This is a genomic window from Elusimicrobium minutum Pei191, assembly GCF_000020145.1.
Lineage (GTDB): Bacteria > Elusimicrobiota > Elusimicrobia > Elusimicrobiales > Elusimicrobiaceae > Elusimicrobium > Elusimicrobium minutum.
Map to the genome: position 1 here is coordinate 66,408 of NC_010644.1, position 23,980 is coordinate 90,387.

Sequence of the window (23,980 nt, forward strand, 5' to 3'; positions counted from 1 at the left end):
TAAAATAATATAACTTACTTTTTTGCTTCTTTTTCTTTGGCTTTCATTTTCTTCCAAAGAGCAAGGCTTTCTTCCGGGGTGTCGGCCTTTTCGCTCCCGAAAACATGCGGGTGCCGGCGGATAAGTTTATCGTCAATACCTTTAATAACGTCGTTTATTGTAAATTTGCCTTCTTCTTCCGCTAAATTAGCGTGAAAAACAACCTGCAAAAGCAAGTCGCCAAGTTCTTCTTGCAAATTGACAAAATCTTTATTTTCAATAGCCTGCACCACTTCCTCGCTTTCTTCACGCAGGCATTTTATTAAACTTTCATGAGTTTGTTTTTTGTCCCACGGACAGCCGCCTGCTCCGCGAAGCGCTTTTGTGGTATTTACAAATTTTTTAAATAATTTTTCCATGCAAAAACCGCCTTAAAATGGTATATATCTATTATATGAAAAAACTTTTATCAACCCTAATAATTTTTACTTTTACAACATCTCTTTTTGCCGCAGATATAGCTTATGTGGCCAAGCAGGAAGGAAAAACAGTTTATCTTGATATAACTGAAATAAAAAATCCCGTTTATAAAGGAGACAAGCTTAAGTTAATACTTTCCGAGGAAGAACTTAAAAACCATAAGGGCGAAAGCCTTGGCGTAATTTATAAATACGGCGCGGCGGCGGAAATAACCGGTGTTGAAGAAAAATACGCTGTAGCCGAACTTGCGGAACCTTACAAAACAAAACAAGGGCAGAAACTGGAGCTTGAAAAACAACAGACGGCAAGGCCCGTTCCGGCGGTTACATCCGCAACAATTGCGGCGGAAGAAATAAGTAATGTCGAAAAGGCTTACAAATTTAATCCCGTAAAAGAAAGGCTTATTTCAGGCAGTTTTTTAAATATAAACGGCGTTGCGCACATCGCCGCGGCCGCCGCCTCAAATAAAATTAAAATTTTTAAAATAAACGGCGCTGAATTGGAACCGGTAACGGAATATTCCGTTCCTTCCTATAAGGAGATTATTACGGCTTCCGCAGGAGATATAAAACAAACGGGCACGGCGCAGATTTTCGCGGTTATTTATGAAAGCGTTTCAAATAAAGTGTCAACGGTTGTTTTTGAAATTAAAGATAATAAACTTGAACAGACCGGCGTTTTAAAACACATAGCAAAAGTTTCTACCCGTGACGGCAAAGATGTTTTGTTGGGGCAGGAAATTTATTTTCATAACGGACTTAAAACAACACAAGTCAACGAGATTGTTTATGAAAAAGGCAAATTCAAAGCCCAAAAAACAAGCGTTAAAGCGGGAATGAACGCCAGCGTATTTTCATTTTCAATAGCTGATTTTAATAAAGATAAAAAAGACGATGTTCTTTTCGCCACAACGTACGGCAAAGTTAATTTATACCTTAACGGCGGCAAAAAAATAGCTTTTACAAGCGGCGATTTTTCCACAACTCCTAAAAGAATAGCCTTCGCGGGCAATATATACCGTGTGCTTTTGCCGGTGCCCGTTTTCAAAAATGAGCAGGGAAATTATGTTTTCGCGGCGGCAGAAAACACGGCCAAACTTGGTATTGTGGCGGACAGTTTTGGCGCTTACCAAAAAGGCGCGGTTTACTTTGGCGGTTGGAATGACGTAACTTTAGCGGGGCTTGGCAAAACAGAAACGGACGGCGTTATTTATGATCTTTCTTACTGCGAGTACGGCGCTTCCAAAGGCGTTTTAGCCACTTTGGTTTATGACAGCGATAATACCGTCTTTGAAATTTTCAAGTTAAAATAATAGAATAATATACACAATAATGTAAAACATACGGGAGAATATAATGACACAGGAAATAGTTAAAGTTTTAGATAAAGGTTTTGTTAAGCTTGTCGATTTTATGGGCGGGGATATCCGCGTGGTAGCATCGGCGCGTGTTACTTTCGGTTCGGAAACCAAAGGCCCGGAAAAAGACAAAGCGCTTATAAAATATTTATTGGAAAACGCCCATCATTCTCCTTTTGAGCATACAAATTTTCAGTTTAACGTGCGCTGCCCTATTTATATAGCCAGACAGTGGATGAGGCACCGTTGGGGTTCTTACAATGAAGTCAGCGCCAGATATACGGAAGTAAAGGACGAGTTTTATATACCTTCCGAATTCCGCATACAGGACACGCACAATAAACAAGGTTCTCTTTCTGGGGCGGATTTAAATAATGAAGAGCTTTTAAAAATTTACGAAGAAAGTGTTGAAGCTTCTTATAAAGCTTATAAAGCACTGTTGGAAAAAGGCGTGGCCAGAGAAATGGCAAGGGGCATTTTGCCCGTATGCCAATACACACAATTTTATTGGACGGTAAACGCGAGAAGCTTGCTTAATTTTCTTTCTTTGCGCACTGATAAACACGCGCAGAAAGAAATAAGGGATTACGCGGACGCTATTGCCCAAATCGTAGCGGAAAAAATGCCCTGGACCTGGGAAGCTTTTGTTAACATGAACAAAAAACTGGTGCCCAGCGCTAACTAGCGGAAATTAAATAAACAGAAGTAAAAAATATCGGCAGTAACAAAGGAGACGCACAGCATGAAGGTTTTAGGCATGATAATGGCCGGAGGCAAAGGGGAAAGGCTGTATCCTTTAACAAAGGAGCGCAGCAAACCTTCGGTTCCATTTGGCGGGAAATACAGAATTGTTGATTTTGTTTTGTCAAATTTTGTTAATTCCGAAATATTTTCCTCCTATATTTTGGTGCAGTATTTGTCACAGTCTTTAATTGAATATCTGCGCACCACGTGGAGAACCACAGGTATTAGCAAGGATCACTTTTTAACCTGTGTTCCTCCGCAAATGAGAATAGGCGAAATTTGGTACCGCGGCACCGCGGATTCAGTACGCCAAAACATAAACTTGATAAGAGATTTTGCCCCTGACGTGGTCGCTATTTTCGGCGCGGACCATATTTACCGTATGGACATACGCCAAATGATAGATTTTCACGTGGCAAACAAAGCGGATGTTACCGTTGCGGCAAACGTGGTTGATTTGGAGGAAGCCTCTTCTTTCGGTATTTTGGGGGTTGATTCCAAAAACCGTATTGTCGAATTTGACGAAAAGCCTGAAAACCCCAAACATATTCCGGGCAGGCCTAAAAAAGCTTTTGCTTCTATGGGTAACTATATTTTTAATACCGATTTTTTAATGAGAATTTTGCAAAAACGTTTTTGCGATGTTCCGGCATTAGATTTCGGTAAACATATTTTGCCTAAAATTTTAAGCGAGTACCGAACATTTGCTTATGATTTTGCCAGCCAAAAATTACCGGGCGCCAAACCGTATGAAGAGCAGGGATACTGGCGAGACGTGGGAAATATAGAGTCTTTTTGGCAGACGCATATGGATCTTTTGGGAGCTAAACCTAAAATGGATTTAAATAATCCTCTTTGGCCTATAAGCACATCATTGTTTCACCTGCCTCCGAGCAAGTTTTTGGGCGGACATGTTGAAAATTCAATGATAAGCAACGGGTGTGTTATACATCCTAACGCCATAGTTAAAAACTGCGTTTTAGGCAGTAGTATAATTGTAGGCGAGGGCTGTGTGCTGGAAGACAGTATTGTAATGGATTCATGCGAGTTTAAAAAAGGCAGTAAAATAAAAAAGACTATTGTTGACAGGTTTAACATAGTGCCCGAAAAGCAAAGCGTCGGGCATATAAGAAGTGAAGACGCGCAAAGATACTATATAGATCCTTCGGGCATTGTGGTTATACCGCGCGGCCGAAAGAAATTCATTTAATAAAAAGGCCCGTGCTAAGCGGGCCTTTATTTTATAAAGAAAACAAGATGATTAAAAAAATAAAGCTTAAAAACCAAGATGAAATTTTTTTAGTTTTAGGCGAACAGGACACCAGGCTTAAAGCTTTTGAAAAAGAATTTAAAGTTGAGATTTACGTGCGTTATAATGAAGACGGGGAAGGCGCGGAAATTTCAATTTCGGGCGTTAATTCGAGGGTGGATAAATGCGCGGATAAAATTAAAAAACTTTTATCTAATAAAGATATTGTAACCTCGTTACAAAAAAACGCGTACGATAAGCCTTTTAAAGACGGCATTATCTTCTATCCCGACCATGCCGCCCCCATAAAACCGCGCACTAAAAACCAGCAAAAATATATTGAAACTATTTTCGCCAACGATTTAATTATTTCTTTGGGGCCCGCCGGCACGGGCAAAACTTTTTTAGCCTGCGCGTGCGCTTTACGCGCTTTAGAACTTGGCATGATAAGCCGTGTAATAATTTCACGCCCTATAGTAGAAGCCGGCGAAAAGCTGGGCTTTTTGCCAGGGGATATTAATGAAAAGGTTGATCCGTATCTAAGGCCTGTTTACGACGCGTTTAACAGCATGCTGGGTATAGAAAAATTTAGGGCTATGCGTTATAACGGAACTCTTGAAATAGTTCCGCTGGCTTACATGCGCGGGCGCACTTTGGAAAACGCTTTTATTATTTTAGACGAGGCGCAAAACACTCTTCCCGAACAGATGAAAATGTTTTTAACCCGTATGGGAAGCAACTCCAAAATGATAATTAACGGTGATCCTACCCAAATAGACCTGTCCGTAAAGAAAGAAAGCGGGCTTATAACAGCGGCTAAAATTTTAAAAAATATTGACGGCATAGCCGTGGTTGAATTTGAGGAAGAGGATATAGTAAGGCACCCAATCGTTAAAGCGGTTATAGAAGCTTACGCTAAAGCGGAAAAAAGAAAATGATAATAAATGTTTTTTATAAAACCAAAGTTCCTTCCCACTTTAGAAAAACATCTCTTTTTAAAGCGGGCGTAAGCGCCGCTTTAGGTAAATTCGCGTCAAAAAAAGGCGAGGTAAACTTAATTTTTGTCGATGGGAAAGAAATACATAAAATAAATAAAGAATTTCTTAACCACGATTATAAAACCGATGTTATTTCTTTTAATTACCCGTTTCCTCAAAAAGGCGGCGAAGGCCTGCCGTTCGGCGATATTTTTGTATGTTACGATGTAGCTAAAGAAAACGCCTCTCTTTACGGACAAGGCGTTTTAAAAGAAATGTTAACTTATGCCGTTCACGGGGCTTTGCATCTTGCGGGCATGGATGACGCCACGCCAAAAGAACGCTCCGCCATGGACGATGAGACAGGGCGGATCATCCTTAAAATATAGTCGCGAGTCCAACCGCTCCGCCAAAAAGAAGCACAAAAAAGAATATAAGGGCTATCCAGGGTAAAATAACTAAAGCTATGGCTATCCAACCGAAAACATTTGCCATTTTGCTTGCCTGAAGCGCCCCTTCTAAATCGTTTAATGCTTTTTTATCGTCTACCCGTAAGGCGAAAATAAGCGACGCTATCGCCGCGGGTATGGCAAAAAAGCCCCCCAGGCAAGATAAACATAAAGATACAACCGCTAAAACAAGATGGTTAGGAATGTCTTTTATATTGGGATGTAGGTTTGTTTCTGTCATAATAACCCCCGGGAGTTAAGTAAAATACAACATTTGTGTAAATTATATAAAATATATATATGGATACTAAATATATAGAAGGCTTGGCTTTAAGCGCCAAACTAAAATTTACTCAGGAAGATATTAAAGACTGGAATGAAAACATGTCTAACATTTTCCAATGGCTTGATCAGCTTGAACAGGTTGACACAAGCGGAGCTAAGGCCGATTTCGCCCAAATACCCCAGCATGTGAGGGAAGATATTGCCGTAATTTCACAAGACAGGGAGGCTATTGTTTGCGCCCTTCCGGAAGTTGAAGATAATATGGCTAAAGTTAAAAAGGTGCTCTAATTTATGAAAGCTTTTGAAATAGTACAGGCTGTAAAACAAGGTAAATTAACCGCTGTGGAAGCGGCCAGGGCCAGTTTAAAAATAATTAAAGAAAAAAACCCGAAAATCAACGCTTTTGTTGAGGTTTTTGAGCAAGAAGCCCTGCAAAGAGCCAAAGAAATAGACGCCAAAAAAGCAGCGGGCAAAGAACTTGGCGAATTAGCGGGCGTACCTGTGGGTATTAAAGATAATTTGCTTTATAAAGGCCATAAAGTCACATGCGCTTCCAAAATGCTTTTAAACCATACCGCTGCCTATACAGGCACGGTAGTGCAAAAATTAATTGATGCGGACGCAATTATAATAGGCCGTCTTAATATGGACGAGTTTGCCATGGGTTCCACAACGGAAAATTCCGTTTACGGCCCTACTAAAAACCCAATAGACCATACAAGAGTAGCCGGCGGTTCAAGCGGCGGCAGCGCGGCCGCGGTAGCTGCGGGCATGGTTCCGTTAACGTTAGGTTCGGATACCGGGGGTTCTATAAGACAGCCCGCCAGTTTTTGCGGTATTGTGGGCATGAAACCCACATACGGCAGAGTTAGCAGATACGGTATTGTGGCTTTCGCTTCCAGCGCGGACCAAATAGGCCCCTTAGCGGGTGATGTTAAGGACGCGGCCCTTTTATTTAAAGTAATAGCGGATTTTGATGAAAAAGACTCAACCGTTTCTTCAGCACCCGTTCCTGATGTTTTGGCGAGTCTGAAAAATACGTTAGAAGGCGTTAAAGTCGGTATCCCGGTAGACTTTTTTGATAATTTGAATCCTGAAATTAAAGACTCTTTTGACAGAGCAAAAGAAATTTTAAAAAGTTTAGGGGCCGAACTTAAAGAAATTTCGCTTCCTTTCGCAAAATACAGTGCGCCTTGTTATTATATGATTACCGGCGCGGAAGCGAGTTCCAATCTTTCCCGCTTTGACGGGGTAAGATATGGGTATTCAACGCCCGTTCCCGCTAACCTTGACGAGGTTTACAGCAAAACCCGTATGGAAGGTTTTGGCATGGAAGTAAAAAGACGCATTATGATAGGGCACTATGTTTTAAGCAGGGAAAAATATGAAACATGTTTGGTTAAAGCTAAGGAAGTGCGCTCTTTAATAAGAAAAAATTTTAAAGACGCTTTTAAAAACGTTGATATTATTTTAACGCCCACTTCCCCCACTGTCGCTACAAAGCAGGGCGCCGCCGTTTTGGACCAGGTTAACACTTATTTAGCGGACCTGTACACCTGCCCCGGAAATATGGCAAATTTGCCCGGCATTTCCGTTCCCGCGGGGAACAATAAAGAAGGTCTTCCCATAGGGTTACAATTTTATACGGACGAATTTAAAGAGGATGTTTTATTCCAAGCGGCTTACGCTTACGAAGCAGCTGTAAAAGGTAAATAATGATTGTATCGGAATTTTCCTGCGGAGGAGTAGTTTTAGAAGGCAGAAAAGTGCTTCTCGTGCAAGTTAAAAACATGAAGGGCAAAAAATTGTGGACGTTTCCCAAAGGTCATATTGAACCCGGTGAAACGCCGCGCCAGGCCGCGCTTCGCGAAGTGTTGGAAGAAACCGGGCATAAAGCTTCTATAGTAAGGCCTATTATAAGAGTTAAATACGCTTTTACATTTCAGGGAAACTACGTTAAAAAAACGGTGCAGTGGTATTTAATGAAAAAGCTTGGCCGTATAGGCAAGCCCGACGCGTCCGAAATACTTGCTGTCAGGTGGGTGTCAGTAACAAAAGCTAAAGAAATGGTGCAGTATCCAAGTGACTTAAGGCTTATTGATATGGTAGAAACAACACTTCCGCCCGGCCCTGAAGTGGCAGATGATTTTGAAGAATAAAAAAAACCGCCTCTTATAAGAGGCGGTTTTTTTATTTCTTTATCGGTTTTTGAATCATTAATAAACTTATAAAAATTAAGAATACGCCAAAAAATTCATTACCCGCGGGTATTCTGCCTGTTGACCCAAAGTCTAAAATAAGCGCGACTATAGGAACAAGATATGTTACTGCCGATGCTCTTAAAGCGCCAAGTCTTCTTATTAACTCAAGCAAAAGTAAAAACGCTATAGCGCTTGAAAATACGCCCACATAAATCATTGAACCCAGCACTTTGGGCTGGGTTAAAGTTTCGGCCGATGGCATTGTGCCGAAGCAAACGCTTATAATTGCCAAAATAACCGCGGAAAAAACATATTGGTGGAAAATATTTCCTTCTATTGAGATTGTATTATGGTCAACCATTAAATGTTTAGTGGCAACATTTCCGGCCGCGTAAGAAATTGCCATGCCAACTAAAGCTAAGCAGCCGTAAAATTCGCTCATTTGCCCGCTGAAATGCACTTTGGGAAGCATAATACAAAGTATACCGCCGACGCCTATTAAAACGCCGCCGGCTCTTCTCCAGGTAAAGGAATCAACGCCTTTTAAAAATGCGGCTCCCATGACAAAAGCCCATATCGGAACGGTGCCGTTAAAAATGCCCGCCACCCCGGAAGGAATGTGCTGCTGGCCCCAAAACATTAACATAAAAGGTAAGGAGATAAGCAATGAACTTAATACCCACGGTTTCCAAATTTCTTTAAGGGGTATTTTAATGCTTTTGCGTCTTACAATAAAAAGAATTATAAAAAATAAAAGGCCGAAAAAAACCCTTGATAACGCGCCGTAATAAGGGTCAACTTCCGTTACTATATTTTTTGTAGCTAAAAAAGCGCTGCCCCAGCAAAAAGCCAAAGCAAGAAAATAAAATTGTGTCATTTTTTTTTAATCTCCTTTTTAATATTATATTATGTTTTTAGGATTAAATACGCTAACTGTAACGGAATGAATATGAAAAAAACTTGGTTCTTTATACCCACGCTGTATTTTGCCGAAGGCTTGCCGTTTGTTATTGTAAACGTGGTGTCGCCCGTTATATATACTAAACTCGGCGTGGCGGAAAACATTATGTCTTTTTATACCGGCTTTTTGTACCTGCCCTGGGTTTTAAAAATGTTTTGGAGCCCTCTTCTTGAAAACAAAAGCAAAAGAAGCTGGGTTTTGGGCACCCAGTTGGCTTTGTCCGCGGTATTTGTATTGATAGCTTTAAGTTTTCAGCTTAACAATTATTTTCTTTATTCCTTAATTGGGTTTTTTACGGGCGCTTTTATAAGTGCTACATATGATATCGCTACCGACGGATATTACATGCTCGCTTTAGATAAAAAGGAACAAGCTTTTTTTGTGGGCATAAGAACATTTTTTTACCGTCTTGCCATGATTTTCGCAAGCGGTATTTTGGTTATGATAGCGGGTGTTATAGAGGAGCGGACGGGAAATATTCCTTTAAGCTGGACAGCGGCTATGTTTATAGCGTCGGGCGTTTTTGGCTTATTTTTTGTGTTTCATATTTTTATTTTACATAAAGAACGCATTGAGGAAACAGTAAAAAATAATACGGTTTTTACAAATTTTTTTGATTCATTTAAAGCTTATTTTACACAAAAAAACATTGTGATAATAATTTGTTTTATATTGTTTTACCGGTTGGGTGAGGCCAGTTTTGAAAAAATGATACCGCCTTTTTTAACAAGTGCGCGCGAATTGGGCGGGCTTGGAATGAGCACCAAAATGTACGGATTTGTTAAAGGAACTATAGGCATTATATCTTTAATGGCCGGGAATATTTTAGGCGGTATAGCTCTTTCTAAATACGGTTTTAAAAAATGTATATGGCCTTTTGTGATAATGCTTAACGTACCTACGGTTTTTTACGTTATACTTGCCATATTCCAGCCGGGCGCTTTAGTAACTGCGGCTTTACTTAGTTTTGAACAATTCGGTTATGGGCTTGGTTTTATGGCATTTACCGTTTTTATAATGAACGTGAGTATAGCAAGTAAATACGCTACGTCGCATTACGCGATATCAACGGGTATAATGGGCCTTGGAATGATGGTGCCCAGCATGTTAAGCGGCAGCCTGAAAATGGCGTTAGGTTATACAAATTTCTTTATTTTAGCCTGCTTTTTAAGCATTCCCAGCTTTTTGCTTATTCCTTTTGTGCTTAAAATCTATAAAGGCCTGGAGGGCGGGGCTTTGCACAATGCTGATTAAAACATGTAAACTTTGGTATAATATATATATAAATTAAATAATCAGGAAGTGAATATGTCATACAAATGTCAATTATGTGGGAAAGGCTCCGTAACAGGCGGTTCTTACAGTCACTCACATAGAAATACAAAAAGAACTTTTAGACCAAACCTTCAAAAACAAAAAGTTGTTCTTGAGGGCAAAACACAAACTGCCTATGTCTGCACAAAATGCATCAAAAGCGGTTTTACAACAAAACCTGTCAAATAAGGAAAAGTTTGTATTTTTAATAAGCCCGTGCTTAAGAGTTTGAGTACGGGCTTTTGTTTTACAATTATTATTTGAAAGGTTAAATATTTTACAAAAATGAAAAAAATACTATTTTTATTATTAATTTTAACATCCGCAGGCCTTTTCGCGCAGGAAACGGAAATGAACGCAACCGGCCCGTGGATGGTGTGTGAAGTAGCCGTATCCGGGTTAAAAAACGTAGCTAAAAAAACAGTAACCAAAGCGGTGCACGCCAAAAAAGGCGTTATGTATGAACGAGGTTTTGTTTACGACGATATGCAGGCAATCATTTCTTTGGGAAGTTTTGATAATGCGGAAGTAGACATAAGCCCCATGGAAGGTGAGCGCAAAAACAAAGAAGATAAAGAATTTCACCCCTGTTTTAAAGTTACCTACATTGTAAAAGAAAAACCTATTTTTGACGCTATTACCTATGAAGGAAGGAAAAGATTAAGCCGAACCGCGATTACCGAGGCTATGACTTTAAAAATTAAAGATCCTTTTAATGAAACAAAGCTGGTTTCCGATTTAGAACGCATTAAAGCCAAATATGCGGAAAAAGGATATATTAACGCCGACATTAAATATGAAACAGAAGTTAATGAAAAATTAAATATTGTTACCGTAAAGTTTATTATTGACGAAGGCCAAAGGGCGAGGGTTAAAGAGGTTGGTATCGAGGGTGCGAATTTAATACCTTCTAGAAAACTTGTTAAAAAGACCGCAAACAGGCCCGGAAAAGTTTTCAAACCACAAAAATTGCAGCAAGATTATGTAAAGATGACTCTTTACGGCCGCAACAAAGGTTTTAGCGAGTATGAAATAACCCCGCCGCAGATTGACATGAATGATGAAAAAAGCGAGATTACTATTAACTATGATGTAACGGAAGGAGCAAAAGCGCAATACGGAACAGCTGCTTTTGACGGCAATACTGTCTTTACCGATGAAGAATTACAAAAGCAAATTTTTTTCAGGGAAGGCAAAACATATACCCAAAAAAGCTTTGATATGACTATGCGTGATTTGCAGGAACAATACGCTAACAAAGGGTATTTAAACGCAAAAATTAATCCCATAAGAACAATTGACGACGCGGGCAGACTTAATATCCTTTTTGATATAAGCGAAAGCCATATTTTTTACATTGACCATGTTGACGTTACCGGGTATGAGACTACAAGAAGAAACGTTCTTGCCCGTGAAATAACGGTTAAACCCGGCGATTTATTTGATTATTCTAAGATACGCAGATCGCAAACAAGGCTTTTAAACTTAGGGTTTATTAACGATGTGCAGCTTGATATTTCGCCTACGGCGTATCCCGACAGGGTAGACGTAGGCTTTAACGTAGTTGAAGGCCGTCCCGGCATGTTTACTGCCGGTGTCGCCATGTCTTCTTTAGACGGTTTATACGGTGAAGTCAGCGTCAGCCACATGAATTTATTCGGGCGGGCACAAAGGCTTAATTTAAGAACGCAGTTTGGTAAAAATTTACTTGACTATACGATAGGCTGGTCTACGCCGTGGGTTTTTGACAGGCCTGTTTCTTTCGGAGTGGATGCTTTTAACACAAGGCGTTACCGCCCTTTTAGGAGTGAATCGCGCGCGTATACGGATAGAAGGATTGGCGGAAGGGTAAGAGTCGGGCCTAGATTTTCAGATGATATTTACCAATTGGCTTTTTCCTATACATTCCAAAACATTGATATTTATGACATAGATGACCAGTTTAAAGGGGACATTGACAGCGAAAGGTTAAACTCTTCCTCTTTCAGCGCGGATTTCGCAATAGACACGCGTGATAATATTTGGGACCCTACCACCGGTTGGCGTAACTCCATCGGGCTTGAACTTACCGGCGGCCCTTTAATGGGAGATTTGGATTTATGGACAATAAATTTACGCTCAATTTTTAACCGTACTTTAATAAATATCGGCGGTAACTATCCTATAGTTTTTGTGTTGTCTAATAAATTCGCGTCAACAAATGCTTACGGAAGGACGGGAGAGGTGCCCGTGTTTGAAAGATTTTTTATAGGCGGCGCCGATACAATAAGAGGTTATGACCATAACGGACAAGTTGGGCCGCAGGACGGCGGTAATATGTATTTTGTATCTTCGGCGGAAGTTCGTCTTCCTCTCGCAAGAGAGGGCAGAAGAAGCATTGCCCAGCTTGCGGCGTTTTTTGATATAGGAAACTCATGGAAAAGCGCAAGCGATGTAAGGTTTAGAATGGGCCCCGAAGAGGACGAGTTTAAAGCCGGCGTAGGTTTGGGGTTAAGGTTTGCCACTCCGCAGCTTCCCATACGTATAGACTGGGGGTATGGTTTGAACCACAGGCCGGGTGAATCAAGAACCAAGTTCTATTTTAATATGTCTAACGCGTTTTAATTTTTTTAGGCGGGTACGAATGACGGGTAAAAAAACAAGTGTATTAATGTTTCTTTTTTTACTGGCCTCTTTAGTTTACGGACAGGGGAAAAATGTTTTGTCCGCCGACGGCCCCGATAAGGTAATTACGGGCAAACCGGTTGTCGCTTATATTGACATGGATTATGTTTTTAAAAACCACCCGTGGACTTCTTTGACTAAAACAGAACTTCAAAACCGGCTTAAAAGCAAAGCTTTGGAAATTGACGGGTTAAAAAAAGATATTGAAAATTTAAAAAATGAAAACATTGAGCTTAGCGAGGGGCTTGACGTTATTCGCCCTTTTTATCAAAAAAGATATGTAAGCCAAATGTCGGAAATAAAGCCCGTAGGCCCCGATTGGGCCGAGCAGGAAAAAATATACCAAATAGCGGATGAGCTTGCTTTTTCCGGCGCGGATATAAGGTTTAACAGCCCTTTAGATTCTAATAAATATATAGAAGAAACAGAGGCAAAGATAGAGGATAATACAAGGCAGATAATGGAGAAAAGCCTTAAAATAGATATAGAAAGATTTGAAACAAGAAATAAAGTAAAACAGGAAGAGCAGGTTGAAGTCCAGGAAATTCTTGAAGATATTTATGCCGAGCTTAAATTATTTTGCATGAAAAGGAATGTGGCTATAGTAGTAAATAAGAAAGATATTTTATATGGACAAAAACCGGTTGATATAACCACGGAATTTGCGCAAAGAATCCAGAAAACAAGAAAAGACGGAAAAAGTAAAAAGAAAAATAAAAGTCCGGTGATTTTGGAACTGGATTCTAAAAAAGCGCCCGAAATTAATATAAAAAAGGAGGAATAATATAATGCAGATTTCATTAGAAGAATTAGTAAAAATCACAGGCGGGGAATTAAGAGGAAATAAAGATTTTCAAATTACCGCTCCCTGCAGCATAGACAACCCTAAAGAAGACGCCGTTTGTTATTTTTCCGACGGGTCTAAAGCGGAATCTATTTCTTCTATAAAGGCGGGCTGCTTTATACTGCCTTCTAAAATTAAAGAAACTTTTAAAACGGATAAAAACGTTATTTTCGCAGATAATCCGGAATGGGCTTTTACGCTTTTTTTAAGACATTATGACAGCTCCAAACCAAAATTTGACAGAGGCGTGCACCCCACGGCTGTTATAGGTAAAAATGTTGTGTTGGGAAATAATATTACCGTAGGCGCATACAGCGTTATTGAAGATGATGTAACATTAGGTGATAATACCGTTATTTACCCGCACGTTTATATAGGCCGAAGAACTTTTGTAGGCAAGGATTGTATTCTTTACCCAAATGTTGTGGTAAGGGAAGAATGTATTATTAAAGACAGGGTTATAATTGAAGCGGGCGCGACAATAGGGACTGACGGGTTCGGTTTTGTGTTGGTTAATTACAAACATGAAAAAATACCCCAAGTAGGCAATGTTATAATTGAGTCAGACTCTGAAATCGGCGCGAACACCACAATTGACAGAGCCAAAATTGACAGCACGGTTATAGGCGTTAATGTTAAAGTTGACAATCTTACGCAACTTGCGCATAATGTTAAGGTTGGGCAGGGAAGCATTATTATATCCCAAGTGGGGGTAGCCGGGTCGACCGAAATAGGCCGGGGCGTTGTTTTAGCGGGGCAGGTTGGCGTGGCAGGCCACATTAAAATAGGCGACGGCGTACAAGTAGGCGCGCAGTCAGGCATTATGCAAGATATTCCCGCGGGTAAAAAAATGTTCGGTACTCCTGTCAGAGACTATATGGAAACTTTAAAACTTTACGCGGCGCTGCCGTATCTTTCTGAAATGGTAAGAGAATTTAGGAAGCGTAAAAAAACAGAAGAAAATAAATAAAAGGGCAACTAAAAAATGTTTAGGCAAACAATAGCGGAAAGAAAACTAGTAAAAGGCATAGGGCTGCATACCGGGCGCGACTGCACCATGACGTTTGAGCCTTATGACCGTGAGGGGATATATTTTTTAAGAACTGATATTAAAGATTCAAAACCTATAAAAGCGTTTGTTGGTAATGTATCTTCAACAATGAGGGGAACTAACCTTACTTATGAAGGGGCGGAAGTTCATACCGTTGAACACGTTTTATCAGCCTGCAGCGCTTTGGGGATAACCGATATTTTAATTTCCATGGATGGGCCAGAACCGCCCGTTATGGATGGGTCCTCGCAGGAATATTCCAAGGTTTTAATCTTGGCGGGCATAAAAAGGCTTGATAAAAAAGTGCCTGTTTTAACAATTAATAAAAAAATAGAAATGAGTGAAAACAATGTTTTGTACACGGCCGAACCGGCGGATAAACTTACAATGACATTTCTTTTTGTGCATACGCACCCGCTTGTAAGCAGGTTGGAGCACACGTTAGAATTTAGTAAAGATAACTATCTTAAAGAAATAGGACCTGCCAGAACTTTCGGCTTTGTTGAAGAGTTGGAATTTTTAAAAAAGCACGGTCTTGCAAAGGGCGGCTCAACCGAGAACGCTGTTGTTATAACTAAAGATGGTTTTTCATCCCCGTTAAGGTTTGAGGGTGAAATGGTAAGGCACAAAATACTTGATATGATTGGGGACTTTGCCCTTACCGGCTGTATTTTGGATAATATGAAAATTTACGCGCGCGGGGGCGGGCATAAATTTAATGTTGAATTCGCAAAAAAATTATTAAAAGAGGGAGTAATTAATGGCTGAAGAAAAACTTGATTTGTCGTTTCTGCTTAGCAAAGAAGAAACGGCAACAATAAGTCATGATGAAGTTTTGAGCACAATACTTCACAGACCGCCTTTTTTATTTGTAGATTATGTTAAAGTGATCGAAGAAGGCAAATACTTCTTAGGAGTTAAAAAGTATTCGGGAGAAGAGGACTTTTTTAAAGGCCACTTTCCGGGTATGCCGGTTATGCCGGGCGTTTTAACAATTGAAAGTATTTCACAATGCGCGGGAGCGGCTTTAATGCGCGGTATTGAAAATAAAGTGCCTTTGTTTCTCAGTATAGAAGAAGCTAAATTTAGAAGCGTAATTAAACCGGGAGACACCGTTTGCATGCCTTTTAAGATTTTGCGTTTTGGCAAAATCTCGCGCATTTACGCGGAGGCTTACGCTAACGGAGCATTATGCACACAGGGATACTTTAACTATATATTGACGGATAAAAAATAAATTTAAGTTAATAAAAAAGCGGGTTTATATGCCCGCACCCGGCGGTTTGCGCCGCCAAATACAGGAGAATTATAGCATGTCTTTAAAAATACATCCTTCGGCTGTTGTTGATAAATCTGCAGTATTGGAAGATAATGTTGAAATAGGTCCGTTTGTCGTAATCGGCGCCAATGTCAAAATAGGCAGCGGTTCCTATGTGGGTCCTCACTGCGTTGTGGAAAATTGTGTGATGGGCAAAAACAATGAACTTGTAGCGGGTTGTTATGTAGGTATTAAGCCGCAGGATTTGTCGTATAAAGGCATTCCCAGCATGGTTGTTATGGGTGACGGCAACAAAATAAGAGAGGCCGCCACGATACACCGCTCTTCCTCTGTTGAAACGCCCACAAAAATAGGAAGCAATTGCTTATTTATGGCAGGTTCGCACGTAGCGCATGACTGTGAAGTCGGCAACGGAGTTATTATAGCCAATGTTACTGGCATTGCGGGGCATTGTATTATTGAGGATAAGGCCATTATCTCCGGCCTTGTAGGCGCGCACCAGTTTTGCCGAATAGGAACCATGTGCATGGTTTCAGGAGCTTCGGGTGTTCATAAAGATATCGCACCTTATTGTATTGCCCAAGGTTACAGAGCGGGACTGGTTGGATTAAACGTTATCGGTTTAAGACGCAACGGTTTTAGCCGTGAAACAATTAAGTCAATTAAAGACACTTATAAAAATTTATTTTTATCAGGCTTAATTTTTAGCGAAGCTGTTGAAAAAGCCGCGGCCGAAGCGTCAACGCCGGAAGCGAAACATATGGTTGATTTTTGCCGCAACTCGAAGCGCGGTATGGCAATAGCAAGAATGAAAATGACGGGTGACGAAATAGAATAATGGAAAAAATAGGCATAATAGCGGGCGAAGGCAAGATGCCGGTTTATATAGCGGCCGAGGCTAAAGAAAAAGGCGTGGCCGTGTATGTGGCTTGCATCAAAGGCAATGCTTTCCCCTCGGATTTCGAGGCTTACTCAGCCAGCACTGTTGAATTTAAAATGGGCCAGCTTAGTAAAGGCATTAACTTTTTTAAAGAAAACGGAGTTACAAAAGTTTTAATGGCAGGCCGAGTTAAGCATACTGCTATTTTCAGCAATATTATGCCTGATTTGCGCGGCGCAAAAATGCTTGCGGGTTTAAAAGATATGAAAGCGCAAACTATCCTGCGTGCGATTATTAATGAGTTTGAAAAAGAAGGTATAAGTTTTATAAGTTCCGTTTCTTTTTTAGAAAAATATATGCCCGGGCCTGGGCTTTTGGGTAAAAGACCTCCTACTGAAGAGGAAAAACTTTCTATTGAGTTCGGTATAGAAATAGCTAAAGCATTGTCGGGCTTAGATATAGGTCTTACGGTAGTTGTGGCCGACAGGGCCGTTGTGGCTTTGGAAGGAATGGAAGGCACGGATGAATGTATAAAAAGAGCGGGTATGCTTTATAAAAACAGCTCTAAAAAAAATAAAAGCCTGGTTGTTGTTAAGGTTGCCAGGCCGCAGCAGGATTTCCGTTTTGATTTGCCTATTATAGGTAAAGGAACAATAAAATCAGCGGTTGAAAGCGGAGCAAAAGTTGTGGTGATAGAAGGACGTAAAACCCTTATATTAGACATGGATGAAGTTATAAAAATGGCTGATAAGGCATCGATAACTTTGCTGGCTTTCTAACCGTAAAAAAGGGGGTTGTATGTGTAAGGGTTACGGAAAGGAAATAACTTTCTTAGTTATAATTTTATGTATTGGCGTTTTGTTTTTTGCTTTTGCTAAGGTTAAAGAATCCGTCAATATGCGTGCCGAGGTTGAAAGCGCTCTGCAAGCGATTAATATTCATAAAGCTTGGCAGGAATCGGCACAAAGATTTAAAGAAAAAACAGGTGAACAACCTGACCAAAAAATATACAGGCTTTGGGGCGAAGCGGCTAAAAACGGCGATAAAAGTAAAATGGATAAAATATTTGCCGACGTTTACGGAGCGTTGGACTATCAAATTCCTAAAAGCAAAATTGAAAGTTTTGCCCATGTAGGACAGAATTGGAAATATTTTATACATAATGACAATATCGGAGGTGGTAAAATTTCCACAGGGCTGGTTTCAAGGTTAAATGACTTTCACAAGGATAACCCCCAAGAAACAAGAGTTTCCGATAACAGGATTGATTTTGTTATAGGATATTTGGATTCACAAGAGGGCGATGTCCGCAATATTGAAATTCAGTGCCTTCCGGCGGATAAATATCATGTGAAAGTATGTAAAAAAGTTTTTAAAGAACTTAAAAAACAAAATAACGAAAAAGTAAATTTTATTTTTCCTCAAAATAAAATTACTGTTAACGACATAGAGTTTGAAACAAATTAATTAATACCCCCCGCCAATACCGCAGGGGGTTTTGTTTTAATGTTTTATATAAAAATTTTTAAGGTTTACGGTTAATAAAAAACTCCCGCGGTAAAACCGCGGGAGTTTTATTTTGTAATATTTTATTTTGACATTTGCTGTTGCAGATAATTTTTAAAGTCATTAGCGTCCGTGCAGTGAAAAACAGCGTCTTGGTAGGTGATTTTCTTTTGCATATATAAATCTCCCAAGGCTTGGTTCATGGTTATCATGCCCGCAGCTCTGTTTGTTTGCATTACGTTGATAAGCTGCTCGGATTTTTTGTCTCTTATAATACTTCTGGCGGCCGAGTTAGCAAGCAAAACTTCCGCAGCCATAATACGCCCTTTGCCATCCGCTGTAGGTAAAAGCTGTTGGCAAAAAACCGCTTCTAAAACGAAAGAAAGCTGCATTCTAGCCTGTTCCTGCTGGTGCGGCGGGAATACGTCAACAATACGGTTAACGCTTTGGGCCGCGTCTGACGTGTGAAGGGTGGCAAAAACCAAGTGGCCTGTTTCGGCGATATTTAAGGCTGCTTGAATGGTTTCAAAATCTCTCATTTCGCCTACTAAAATAACGTCGGGGTCTTGACGCAGAACGTGTCTTAAAGCTATGCCAAAATCCTTTGTGTCCGCGCCTACTTCACGTTGGTTAACAATACTTTTTTATGGTTGTGAACAAATTCTATAGGGTCCTCAACAGTCATAATATGGTAGTTATAATTTGTGTTAAGGTAGTTTATAATACTTGCTAAAGTGGTTGATTTGCCCGAACCCGTAGGCCCCGTAACAAGAACCAAACCTTTGTTTAAACGCACTATGGTGTTGACTGCCGGGGGAAGGCCCAGTTCTTCAAAAGATTTAAACTCAAAAGGAATGGAACGTATAGCGGCGCCTATGGTGTTGCGTTGTTTAAAAACGTTCATACGAAGTCGTCCGAAATTTTTCATACCGAAGGCAAAGTCAAGTTCCTGGTCCTGCTCAAAGCGTTGTTTTTGTTCGTCGTTCATAATGGAGTAGATTAAAGTTTGCGCTTTTTCGGCGGTTAATACTTCAAAAGGAGTTGAAAATAACCTTCCGTTAATACGCAAGATAGGAGCCGCGCCCACGGTAAGGTGTATATCTGATGCGCCGTTTTCTTTCATTAGTTTAAAAAGTTCGTCCATTACCAACATAATAAAAACCTCTCTTTTTTGTTTTTTTAATAACCCTGCTTATATTATTGCATATCTAGAAGGTCAAGTGACCAGTTATTTAAAGCCCCTGACACGATGTTCTTTTTTGTGTCTACTTCAAATATATAAATAACGGGTTCTTTTCTGGGTTTTACAAGCCTGTATTTTACTATGTAAATGTCTTTATGAAGCGGTTCGGCCGACCAGGATGCCGTATATCCTTGTTTTACGTATTCTTCAAAATAAGAATTTAAAAAACCGTCTATAGACATACCTTTCTTTTTAAGCATGTGGTTTTTAGCTATGTCCACAGCTCTTTCCTGTACGGTTAAGTCAACGGCTGCTTTAGCGGGAGGCGGCGGTAAAGGTGCGGGGGCGGCCGGGGCTTTTTGCACTTTTTGCGCCGGCATTTTTGGCTGCGGATCAGTTTTTATTAATTCAGGCCTTTCCTGTTTAACAGGCAGCGGAGCGGCTTTGAATTGCTGTTCGGAAGATTTTTTTGCCTGTGAAAGTAAAATAAATAATCCAACCGTTAAAAGTATAAAAATGGTGCCTGCGGTTAAAATAACAGGTTTTACGCTTTCTTTTTTTGTTCTTGGGTCAATTGCGCTTCTTTCTTTTTTATGTTCTACAAAAGAATCTGCCGGAATATGTTTTCTTTGCACACCGAAAGCGACAGGATTTTCCTCTTCTTCGGAGGCATCTTCCGGACGCACTGTTTTAATGGGCTCTATTAAAGGCTGTCCTTCCACATGTGATTCTTGTTTTAAGACAGGGGCTTCTTTCAGGGACTCTTGTTGTGGTAAAGTTTTTTCTTCTTCTTCAATAATTTTTAAAATATCAGGCTGCAAAAAATCTTCTTTAATAGGCGCGGGCTGAGCTTCTGAAATTACAGGTAGATTTTCTTGTTTGGCGGTTGCAGGCGTAATTTCTTTTTTTTCTTCTGGCTGCCCAGGTTTTTTAGGAGATTCTTTTTTTTGTTGGGGAGCCCCGGGCCGAATGTTATCTTTACTCACAGGATTATCCTGTTTCACAACCGGCGTTTCAGTTTCTTTCTTTATTTCGGGTTGAGAGGCTTCTTTACTTTGTTTAGTTGCTGCGGGCGCAGGCTCTTTTTTTGTTTCAATTTTAACGAGCTCTTCTTTTTTTTGCGTCGGCGCGGGTTCTTTAATAACGGGTATTTGCGGCTGCAGAGGTTTTTTTTCTTTTATTGCAGAAGGCGGAGTTTCTTTAATTTCCTCTTTTTTGGGAGGAATATTTTTTTGTTCCGCAGGTTGGGCCGAGGCGGATAAAGAAGAATTAACCTTCGTTTCTTCTTTAGCGGAAGGTTCTTTTAACGCGGGGATTAAAGGTATATCCGCCTTTTGCTCCTTTGTTTCATTATGAGTTGCTTTTTCCCGGGTTGTCAGCGGCGGTGCGGGCGTAGTTTTCCTGTCTTGTTTTTTTTCCTCTTTTACCTGTTCTTTTTCATTTGCAGAAAGAATTTTTCCTTTAGCGCCAAAAGATTTTTCTTTATTAGCGGAACGCTTTTCCTTACCCAGTTCTTTTTTCAAAAGACGGTCTAAATAGAGATCCGAGTTTTCAAGATTGTCGGGGATACCTAAAACATTGCTTAATTCATGGCTTTCAGTGTGGTATATCTTATCAAAATATTCTTCTATTGAAAGGGGGTTTTCCTCTTTTTTAGTTTCTTGTTTAGGGGGCGGGGTAACGGTTTGGGGTTTATCTGTGTTTTGGGCTTTAGGCTTTGAGTCTTGCGGTGTGAAATCAGCGTAAAAGGACGCTTCTCTCCAATGAGTATGGTCGTCCCCGTGGCTTTCCGGGCACACAAGATTGGCTAAAGAAAAATCTTCCCTTTTCTTTAATTCTTCCGCCTCAAAAGGGCCGATAACATCTCCCTTTTCCAAAATCCAGTATCTCATTTAGTATCCCTCTTAGGGGTATTTATATGTTGCTATATTTAGCGGCTTCGTTTAATCTTTTGATAACAGTTTCCTTACCTAAAAGTTCAAGCATTTTAAAAAGCGTCGGGCCGTGCGTTCTGCCGGATACCGCAACGCGTACGGGGTGGAAAATCTGCCCCGTTTTAAACCCATTGTCTTTGGCAAACGCTCTTGTGGCAGCTTCAAGGTCAGCTTCTTTAAAAGGTTCAATATTCTGGTAAACTCGGGTAATACCTAAAAGGACATCTTTAGATTCGGGCTTGCCGTAAACTTTTTCCTTAGCGCCTTCTTCAAAGACAACATCTTCAAAAAAGAATTTTATAAGACCGGGGATTTCTTTAAGCGTGCGGTATTTTTCCTGCTCAATAGCGATAATGTTTTCAAGCGCGGCTCTGTCCGTTTTGCTGATATCAATGTTTTCTTCTTTAATGAAAGGTATCGCTAAATCCGTTAATTTAGAAATAGGCGTAGCTCTGATATATTCACTGTTCATCCAGTCAAGTTTGGCGTTGTCAAAAATAGCGGGGCTTTTTTGTACGCCTTTAATATCAAATTTTTGTTCAAGTTCACCCGGGGCAAAAAGCTGCTGCGATTCGGAATTGGACCATCCCAAAAGCGCCAAATAATTTACAAGCGCTTCGCTTAAATAGCCCTGCTTTTGGTATTCAATAACGTTTGTCGCTCCGTGGCGTTTGGAAAGCTTTGTCCCGTCCGAACCGTGAATCATGGGCAAGTGCCCGAATTCGGGCGGCGTCCAGCCGAAGGCTTTATACATTTGTATCTGCATGGGGGTGTTGGAAATGTGGTCCTCGCCTCTTATAATGTGTGACATTTCCATAAGATGGTCGTCAATCACGCAGGCAAAATTATATGTGGGAAAACCCGAAGGTTTTGAAATAACTAAATCATATAAATCTTTGCTGGCAAAACTTACGGGGCCTCTTATTAAATCGGCCCATTCCACGGAGCCTTCCGAAGGCATGTTAAAACGTATTACGGGCTTTCTGCCTTGGGCTTCAAGCGCGGCCTGCTCGTCTTTTGTTAAATGTTTGCATTTGCCAGGATATCTGGGGGGCAGTTTTTTAGCCGCCGCTTCTTCACGCATGGCTTCAAGCTCTTCAGGAGTGCAATAGCATTTGTAGGCTTTGCCTTCTTCTAAAAGTTGGTCAATATATTTTTGGTAAATGCCCGCTTTTACACGTTCCGACTGAAGGTAAGGCGGGTAGGGCCCGTTTTCTTTCCCGTCGCGGAAAGGGCCTTCGTCCCATAAAAGTTTAGTCCATTCTAAACCGTCAAAAATAGCCTGGGTTGATTCTTCGGTTGAGCGAAGTTCGTCGGTGTCTTCTATTCTTAAAACAAAGGTTCCGCCGTATCTTTTTGCGAAAAGGTAGTTAAAAAGAGCGGTTCTTACGCCGCCTATATGTAAAAATCCAGTTGGGCTTGGGGCAAATCTTACTCGTATTTTCATAAAATGCGTATGGCTCCGGTAAATGATAAATGATATTATATATTATACTATAAAGAAAAAAGTAAGTTCGGCCGGTCTGACGGCGGAACTTAGGAGGGGCAACATCATATGTGGGCTTTCTATGCGCTGGCGTTTTCTGTTTTTATAATTCTTCATGTTTTTTGTTCGGGTACTTTTTATTATTTCTTTCCGTCCGCCGTAACTAAAACGGCTTTTTGGGCGGCTCCTGTTTTTTGCACGGGGCTTATTGTTTTAAGTTTTGCTTTAAACCGCCGCTCGACAGGTTTTTTTGAAGGTATAGTTACAATGCTCGGACATTATTGGACGGGAATTATTTTTATAATTTTTTCCGTTGCTATATTAATGGTTTTTAGCGAAATCATTTTCAATTTTTTTAAAATACCCGCCAAATTGTGGATAGGCCGCGCCGGATTATGCGCGATGGCGGTATTTATTATTTTGGGTATTATCGGCGGGCTTATGCCCCCTAAGACGGTAACAATTAACTTAAAGTCTGATAAACTGCCTGTTGAAAAATTAAAAGTTGTTCAAATTTCCGACACTCATTTGGGCACGGGCGTAGCTGTTAAAAGGGTAAAAAAAATGGTTGACCAGGTTAACGCGCTAGAACCTGATTTAATTGTTGTAACAGGCGACTATTTTGAAAACGGCGAAAAGTTTAGAGCAAAAAACGCGCACGCATTAAAACAAATGAAAGCAAAATACGGCGTGTACGGGGTGTTCGGCAACCATGAGTTTTACGGCGGGGTCAAAAAATCGGTTGAGTTTTTTAAAATGGCCGGCACCGAACTTTTAAGAAACGATTCCGTAGAGCCGCTGCCCGGCGTTGTTGTAAGCGGGGTTGACGATTTTGCGAGCGCGCATATAAGCAGAAGCGATTTCGCGGAATTTTTAAAAACAATTAACCCTCAAAAATATAACATTCTTCTCCAGCATGAGCCAAGGTTCTATGATACAGCTGAAAATAAGGTTGATTTAATGCTTTCAGGACATACGCACAGGGGGCAAATTTTCCCTTTCCATTTTTTAGTAAAAGCCAGATATCCGTATTTTTACGGTTTATACACAAGAGGCGAAACAAAATATTATGTTACTTCGGGCGCTTTTTACTGGGGCCCGCCGATGAGGCTTTTTAGCAGAAACGAAATTGTTTTATTTAATATAGAAAAATAAAA

The 23,980-nt window shown here is 40.4% G+C and carries 26 protein-coding genes; 19 read left to right on the plus strand and 7 right to left on the minus strand.

Annotation, left to right across the window (positions count from 1 at the left end):
- Positions 1–14: 14 nt before the first annotated feature.
- On the minus strand, positions 15–398 hold the full coding sequence (locus tag EMIN_RS00305; RefSeq protein WP_012414242.1) for a MazG family protein: 384 nt from the start codon (positions 396–398) through the stop codon (positions 15–17).
- A gap of 35 nt (positions 399–433) precedes the next feature.
- Between EMIN_RS00305 and EMIN_RS00310 the strand changes: the two genes are divergently transcribed.
- The 5 genes from EMIN_RS00310 to ybeY are packed head-to-tail and all read left to right on the plus strand — an operon-like array spanning position 434 to position 5,175.
- Positions 434–1,771: a hypothetical protein gene (locus tag EMIN_RS00310; protein ID WP_148204447.1), complete on the plus strand. Its 1,338-nt coding sequence runs from the start codon at positions 434–436 to the stop codon at positions 1,769–1,771.
- Between the two features lie 43 nt (positions 1,772–1,814).
- Positions 1,815–2,501, plus strand: a complete 687-nt coding sequence (gene thyX, locus EMIN_RS00315; RefSeq protein ID WP_012414244.1) for an FAD-dependent thymidylate synthase — start codon at positions 1,815–1,817, stop codon at positions 2,499–2,501.
- 57 nt (positions 2,502–2,558) lie between these two features.
- Positions 2,559–3,770: a glucose-1-phosphate adenylyltransferase gene (locus EMIN_RS00320; protein ID WP_012414245.1), complete on the plus strand. Its 1,212-nt coding sequence runs from the start codon at positions 2,559–2,561 to the stop codon at positions 3,768–3,770.
- 47 nt (positions 3,771–3,817) lie between these two features.
- Positions 3,818–4,747 (plus strand): PhoH family protein, encoded by a 930-nt coding sequence (locus EMIN_RS00325; RefSeq protein ID WP_012414246.1) that lies wholly within the window; start codon positions 3,818–3,820, stop codon positions 4,745–4,747.
- On the plus strand, positions 4,744–5,175 hold the full coding sequence (gene ybeY, locus EMIN_RS00330) for an rRNA maturation RNase YbeY (protein ID WP_012414247.1): 432 nt from the start codon (positions 4,744–4,746) through the stop codon (positions 5,173–5,175). The genes EMIN_RS00325 and ybeY overlap by 4 nt, the downstream gene beginning before the upstream one ends.
- Here ybeY and EMIN_RS00335 read toward each other — a convergent pair.
- Positions 5,165–5,476, minus strand: a complete 312-nt coding sequence (locus EMIN_RS00335) for a CD225/dispanin family protein (RefSeq protein WP_012414248.1) — start codon at positions 5,474–5,476, stop codon at positions 5,165–5,167. The genes ybeY and EMIN_RS00335 overlap by 11 nt on opposite strands.
- Positions 5,477–5,535: 59 nt before the next feature.
- On the opposite strand from EMIN_RS00335, the gene EMIN_RS00340 reads away from it, so the two are divergent.
- From EMIN_RS00340 to EMIN_RS00350, 3 genes are read left to right on the plus strand one after another with little or no spacing between them, the layout of a single operon-like run.
- Entirely contained in the window at positions 5,536–5,808 is a 273-nt protein-coding gene (locus EMIN_RS00340; protein ID WP_012414249.1) for an Asp-tRNA(Asn)/Glu-tRNA(Gln) amidotransferase subunit GatC, read from the plus strand.
- Positions 5,809–5,811: 3 nt separating this feature from the next.
- Positions 5,812–7,236, plus strand: coding sequence for an Asp-tRNA(Asn)/Glu-tRNA(Gln) amidotransferase subunit GatA (gatA, locus tag EMIN_RS00345; RefSeq protein WP_012414250.1), 1,425 nt, complete (start codon positions 5,812–5,814; stop codon positions 7,234–7,236).
- Positions 7,236–7,679, plus strand: coding sequence for an NUDIX hydrolase (locus EMIN_RS00350; protein ID WP_012414251.1), 444 nt, complete (start codon positions 7,236–7,238; stop codon positions 7,677–7,679). Before gatA ends, EMIN_RS00350 begins: the two co-directional genes overlap by 1 nt.
- A 31-nt stretch (positions 7,680–7,710) precedes the next feature.
- Here EMIN_RS00350 and EMIN_RS00355 read toward each other — a convergent pair whose 3' ends face one another.
- On the minus strand, positions 7,711–8,598 hold the full coding sequence (locus EMIN_RS00355) for a DMT family transporter (protein ID WP_012414252.1): 888 nt from the start codon (positions 8,596–8,598) through the stop codon (positions 7,711–7,713).
- Positions 8,599–8,670: 72 nt separating this feature from the next.
- Here EMIN_RS00355 and EMIN_RS00360 point away from each other — a divergent pair, with 72 nt between their 5' ends.
- The 10 genes from EMIN_RS00360 (at position 8,671) to EMIN_RS00405 (ending at position 18,181) form a co-directional block, all read left to right on the plus strand.
- Positions 8,671–9,936 (plus strand): MFS transporter, encoded by a 1,266-nt coding sequence (locus tag EMIN_RS00360; RefSeq protein ID WP_012414253.1) that lies wholly within the window; start codon positions 8,671–8,673, stop codon positions 9,934–9,936.
- A gap of 54 nt (positions 9,937–9,990) precedes the next feature.
- Positions 9,991–10,185 carry a 50S ribosomal protein L28 gene (rpmB, locus tag EMIN_RS08535; protein WP_012414254.1) on the plus strand — a complete coding sequence of 65 codons (195 nt, stop codon included), beginning with the start codon at positions 9,991–9,993 and terminating at the stop codon, positions 10,183–10,185.
- A gap of 96 nt (positions 10,186–10,281) precedes the next feature.
- Positions 10,282–12,600 (plus strand): outer membrane protein assembly factor BamA, encoded by a 2,319-nt coding sequence (bamA, locus tag EMIN_RS00370; protein WP_012414255.1) that lies wholly within the window; start codon positions 10,282–10,284, stop codon positions 12,598–12,600.
- A 19-nt stretch (positions 12,601–12,619) separates the two neighbouring features.
- Positions 12,620–13,444 (plus strand): OmpH/Skp family outer membrane protein, encoded by an 825-nt coding sequence (locus EMIN_RS00375; RefSeq protein ID WP_012414256.1) that lies wholly within the window; start codon positions 12,620–12,622, stop codon positions 13,442–13,444.
- Positions 13,445–13,448: 4 nt separating this feature from the next.
- Positions 13,449–14,474, plus strand: coding sequence for a UDP-3-O-(3-hydroxymyristoyl)glucosamine N-acyltransferase (lpxD, locus tag EMIN_RS00380; protein ID WP_012414257.1), 1,026 nt, complete (start codon positions 13,449–13,451; stop codon positions 14,472–14,474).
- 15 nt (positions 14,475–14,489) lie between these two features.
- Positions 14,490–15,323: a UDP-3-O-acyl-N-acetylglucosamine deacetylase gene (lpxC, locus tag EMIN_RS00385; RefSeq protein WP_012414258.1), complete on the plus strand. Its 834-nt coding sequence runs from the start codon at positions 14,490–14,492 to the stop codon at positions 15,321–15,323.
- Complete coding sequence (locus EMIN_RS00390) at positions 15,316–15,792, plus strand: 3-hydroxyacyl-ACP dehydratase FabZ family protein (protein ID WP_012414259.1); 477 nt, start codon at positions 15,316–15,318, stop codon at positions 15,790–15,792. Before lpxC ends, EMIN_RS00390 begins: the two co-directional genes overlap by 8 nt.
- Positions 15,793–15,868: 76 nt before the next feature.
- Positions 15,869–16,672, plus strand: a complete 804-nt coding sequence (lpxA, locus tag EMIN_RS00395) for an acyl-ACP--UDP-N-acetylglucosamine O-acyltransferase (RefSeq protein ID WP_012414260.1) — start codon at positions 15,869–15,871, stop codon at positions 16,670–16,672.
- On the plus strand, positions 16,672–17,493 hold the full coding sequence (locus EMIN_RS00400; protein ID WP_012414261.1) for an LpxI family protein: 822 nt from the start codon (positions 16,672–16,674) through the stop codon (positions 17,491–17,493). The genes lpxA and EMIN_RS00400 overlap by 1 nt, the downstream gene beginning before the upstream one ends.
- A gap of 19 nt (positions 17,494–17,512) precedes the next feature.
- Positions 17,513–18,181: a hypothetical protein gene (locus EMIN_RS00405; RefSeq protein WP_012414262.1), complete on the plus strand. Its 669-nt coding sequence runs from the start codon at positions 17,513–17,515 to the stop codon at positions 18,179–18,181.
- A gap of 122 nt (positions 18,182–18,303) precedes the next feature.
- Here EMIN_RS00405 and EMIN_RS09295 read toward each other — a convergent pair whose 3' ends face one another.
- Genes EMIN_RS09295 through gltX form a run of 4 tightly spaced genes read right to left on the minus strand, consistent with a single transcriptional unit; the run spans position 18,304 to position 22,784 of the window.
- Positions 18,304–18,858 carry an ATPase, T2SS/T4P/T4SS family gene (locus EMIN_RS09295; protein ID WP_202943288.1) on the minus strand — a complete coding sequence of 185 codons (555 nt, stop codon included), beginning with the start codon at positions 18,856–18,858 and terminating at the stop codon, positions 18,304–18,306.
- Positions 18,837–19,373, minus strand: a complete 537-nt coding sequence (locus EMIN_RS09300; protein ID WP_202943286.1) for a type IV pilus twitching motility protein PilT — start codon at positions 19,371–19,373, stop codon at positions 18,837–18,839. The genes EMIN_RS09295 and EMIN_RS09300 overlap by 22 nt, the downstream gene beginning before the upstream one ends.
- 44 nt (positions 19,374–19,417) lie before the next feature.
- The gene (locus EMIN_RS00415; RefSeq protein WP_012414263.1) at positions 19,418–21,295 is read right to left on the minus strand and encodes a hypothetical protein; all 1,878 of its coding nucleotides are present in this window, start codon (positions 21,293–21,295) and stop codon (positions 19,418–19,420) included.
- Positions 21,296–21,317: 22 nt separating this feature from the next.
- Complete coding sequence (gene gltX, locus EMIN_RS00420) at positions 21,318–22,784, minus strand: glutamate--tRNA ligase (RefSeq protein ID WP_012414264.1); 1,467 nt, start codon at positions 22,782–22,784, stop codon at positions 21,318–21,320.
- A 108-nt stretch (positions 22,785–22,892) separates the two neighbouring features.
- On the opposite strand from gltX, the gene EMIN_RS00425 reads away from it, so the two are divergent.
- A complete protein-coding gene (locus EMIN_RS00425; protein WP_012414265.1) occupies positions 22,893–23,978 on the plus strand; it encodes a metallophosphoesterase in 1,086 nt (361 codons plus the stop codon).
- Positions 23,979–23,980 lie beyond the last annotated feature (2 nt).

Excerpts from the sequence above, each read along its gene's own strand:
- EMIN_RS00305 (WP_012414242.1), bottom strand. The coding sequence starts at position 398 with ATGGAAAAATTATTTAAAAAATTTGTAAATACCACAAAAGCGCTTCGC.
- EMIN_RS00310 (WP_148204447.1), top strand. The coding sequence starts at position 434 with ATGAAAAAACTTTTATCAACCCTAATAATTTTTACTTTTACAACATCT.
- thyX (WP_012414244.1), top strand. The coding sequence starts at position 1,815 with ATGACACAGGAAATAGTTAAAGTTTTAGATAAAGGTTTTGTTAAGCTT.
- EMIN_RS00320 (WP_012414245.1), top strand. The coding sequence starts at position 2,559 with ATGAAGGTTTTAGGCATGATAATGGCCGGAGGCAAAGGGGAAAGGCTG.
- EMIN_RS00325 (WP_012414246.1), top strand. The coding sequence starts at position 3,818 with ATGATTAAAAAAATAAAGCTTAAAAACCAAGATGAAATTTTTTTAGTT.
- ybeY (WP_012414247.1), top strand. The coding sequence starts at position 4,744 with ATGATAATAAATGTTTTTTATAAAACCAAAGTTCCTTCCCACTTTAGA.
- EMIN_RS00335 (WP_012414248.1), bottom strand. The coding sequence starts at position 5,476 with ATGACAGAAACAAACCTACATCCCAATATAAAAGACATTCCTAACCAT.
- EMIN_RS00340 (WP_012414249.1), top strand. The coding sequence starts at position 5,536 with ATGGATACTAAATATATAGAAGGCTTGGCTTTAAGCGCCAAACTAAAA.
- gatA (WP_012414250.1), top strand. The coding sequence starts at position 5,812 with ATGAAAGCTTTTGAAATAGTACAGGCTGTAAAACAAGGTAAATTAACC.
- EMIN_RS00350 (WP_012414251.1), top strand. The coding sequence starts at position 7,236 with ATGATTGTATCGGAATTTTCCTGCGGAGGAGTAGTTTTAGAAGGCAGA.
- EMIN_RS00355 (WP_012414252.1), bottom strand. The coding sequence starts at position 8,598 with ATGACACAATTTTATTTTCTTGCTTTGGCTTTTTGCTGGGGCAGCGCT.
- EMIN_RS00360 (WP_012414253.1), top strand. The coding sequence starts at position 8,671 with ATGAAAAAAACTTGGTTCTTTATACCCACGCTGTATTTTGCCGAAGGC.
- rpmB (WP_012414254.1), top strand. The coding sequence starts at position 9,991 with ATGTCATACAAATGTCAATTATGTGGGAAAGGCTCCGTAACAGGCGGT.
- bamA (WP_012414255.1), top strand. The coding sequence starts at position 10,282 with ATGAAAAAAATACTATTTTTATTATTAATTTTAACATCCGCAGGCCTT.
- EMIN_RS00375 (WP_012414256.1), top strand. The coding sequence starts at position 12,620 with ATGACGGGTAAAAAAACAAGTGTATTAATGTTTCTTTTTTTACTGGCC.
- lpxD (WP_012414257.1), top strand. The coding sequence starts at position 13,449 with ATGCAGATTTCATTAGAAGAATTAGTAAAAATCACAGGCGGGGAATTA.
- lpxC (WP_012414258.1), top strand. The coding sequence starts at position 14,490 with ATGTTTAGGCAAACAATAGCGGAAAGAAAACTAGTAAAAGGCATAGGG.
- EMIN_RS00390 (WP_012414259.1), top strand. The coding sequence starts at position 15,316 with ATGGCTGAAGAAAAACTTGATTTGTCGTTTCTGCTTAGCAAAGAAGAA.
- lpxA (WP_012414260.1), top strand. The coding sequence starts at position 15,869 with ATGTCTTTAAAAATACATCCTTCGGCTGTTGTTGATAAATCTGCAGTA.
- EMIN_RS00400 (WP_012414261.1), top strand. The coding sequence starts at position 16,672 with ATGGAAAAAATAGGCATAATAGCGGGCGAAGGCAAGATGCCGGTTTAT.
- EMIN_RS00405 (WP_012414262.1), top strand. The coding sequence starts at position 17,513 with ATGTGTAAGGGTTACGGAAAGGAAATAACTTTCTTAGTTATAATTTTA.
- EMIN_RS09300 (WP_202943286.1), bottom strand. The coding sequence starts at position 19,373 with ATGTTGGTAATGGACGAACTTTTTAAACTAATGAAAGAAAACGGCGCA.
- EMIN_RS00415 (WP_012414263.1), bottom strand. The coding sequence starts at position 21,295 with ATGAGATACTGGATTTTGGAAAAGGGAGATGTTATCGGCCCTTTTGAG.
- gltX (WP_012414264.1), bottom strand. The coding sequence starts at position 22,784 with ATGAAAATACGAGTAAGATTTGCCCCAAGCCCAACTGGATTTTTACAT.
- EMIN_RS00425 (WP_012414265.1), top strand. The coding sequence starts at position 22,893 with ATGTGGGCTTTCTATGCGCTGGCGTTTTCTGTTTTTATAATTCTTCAT.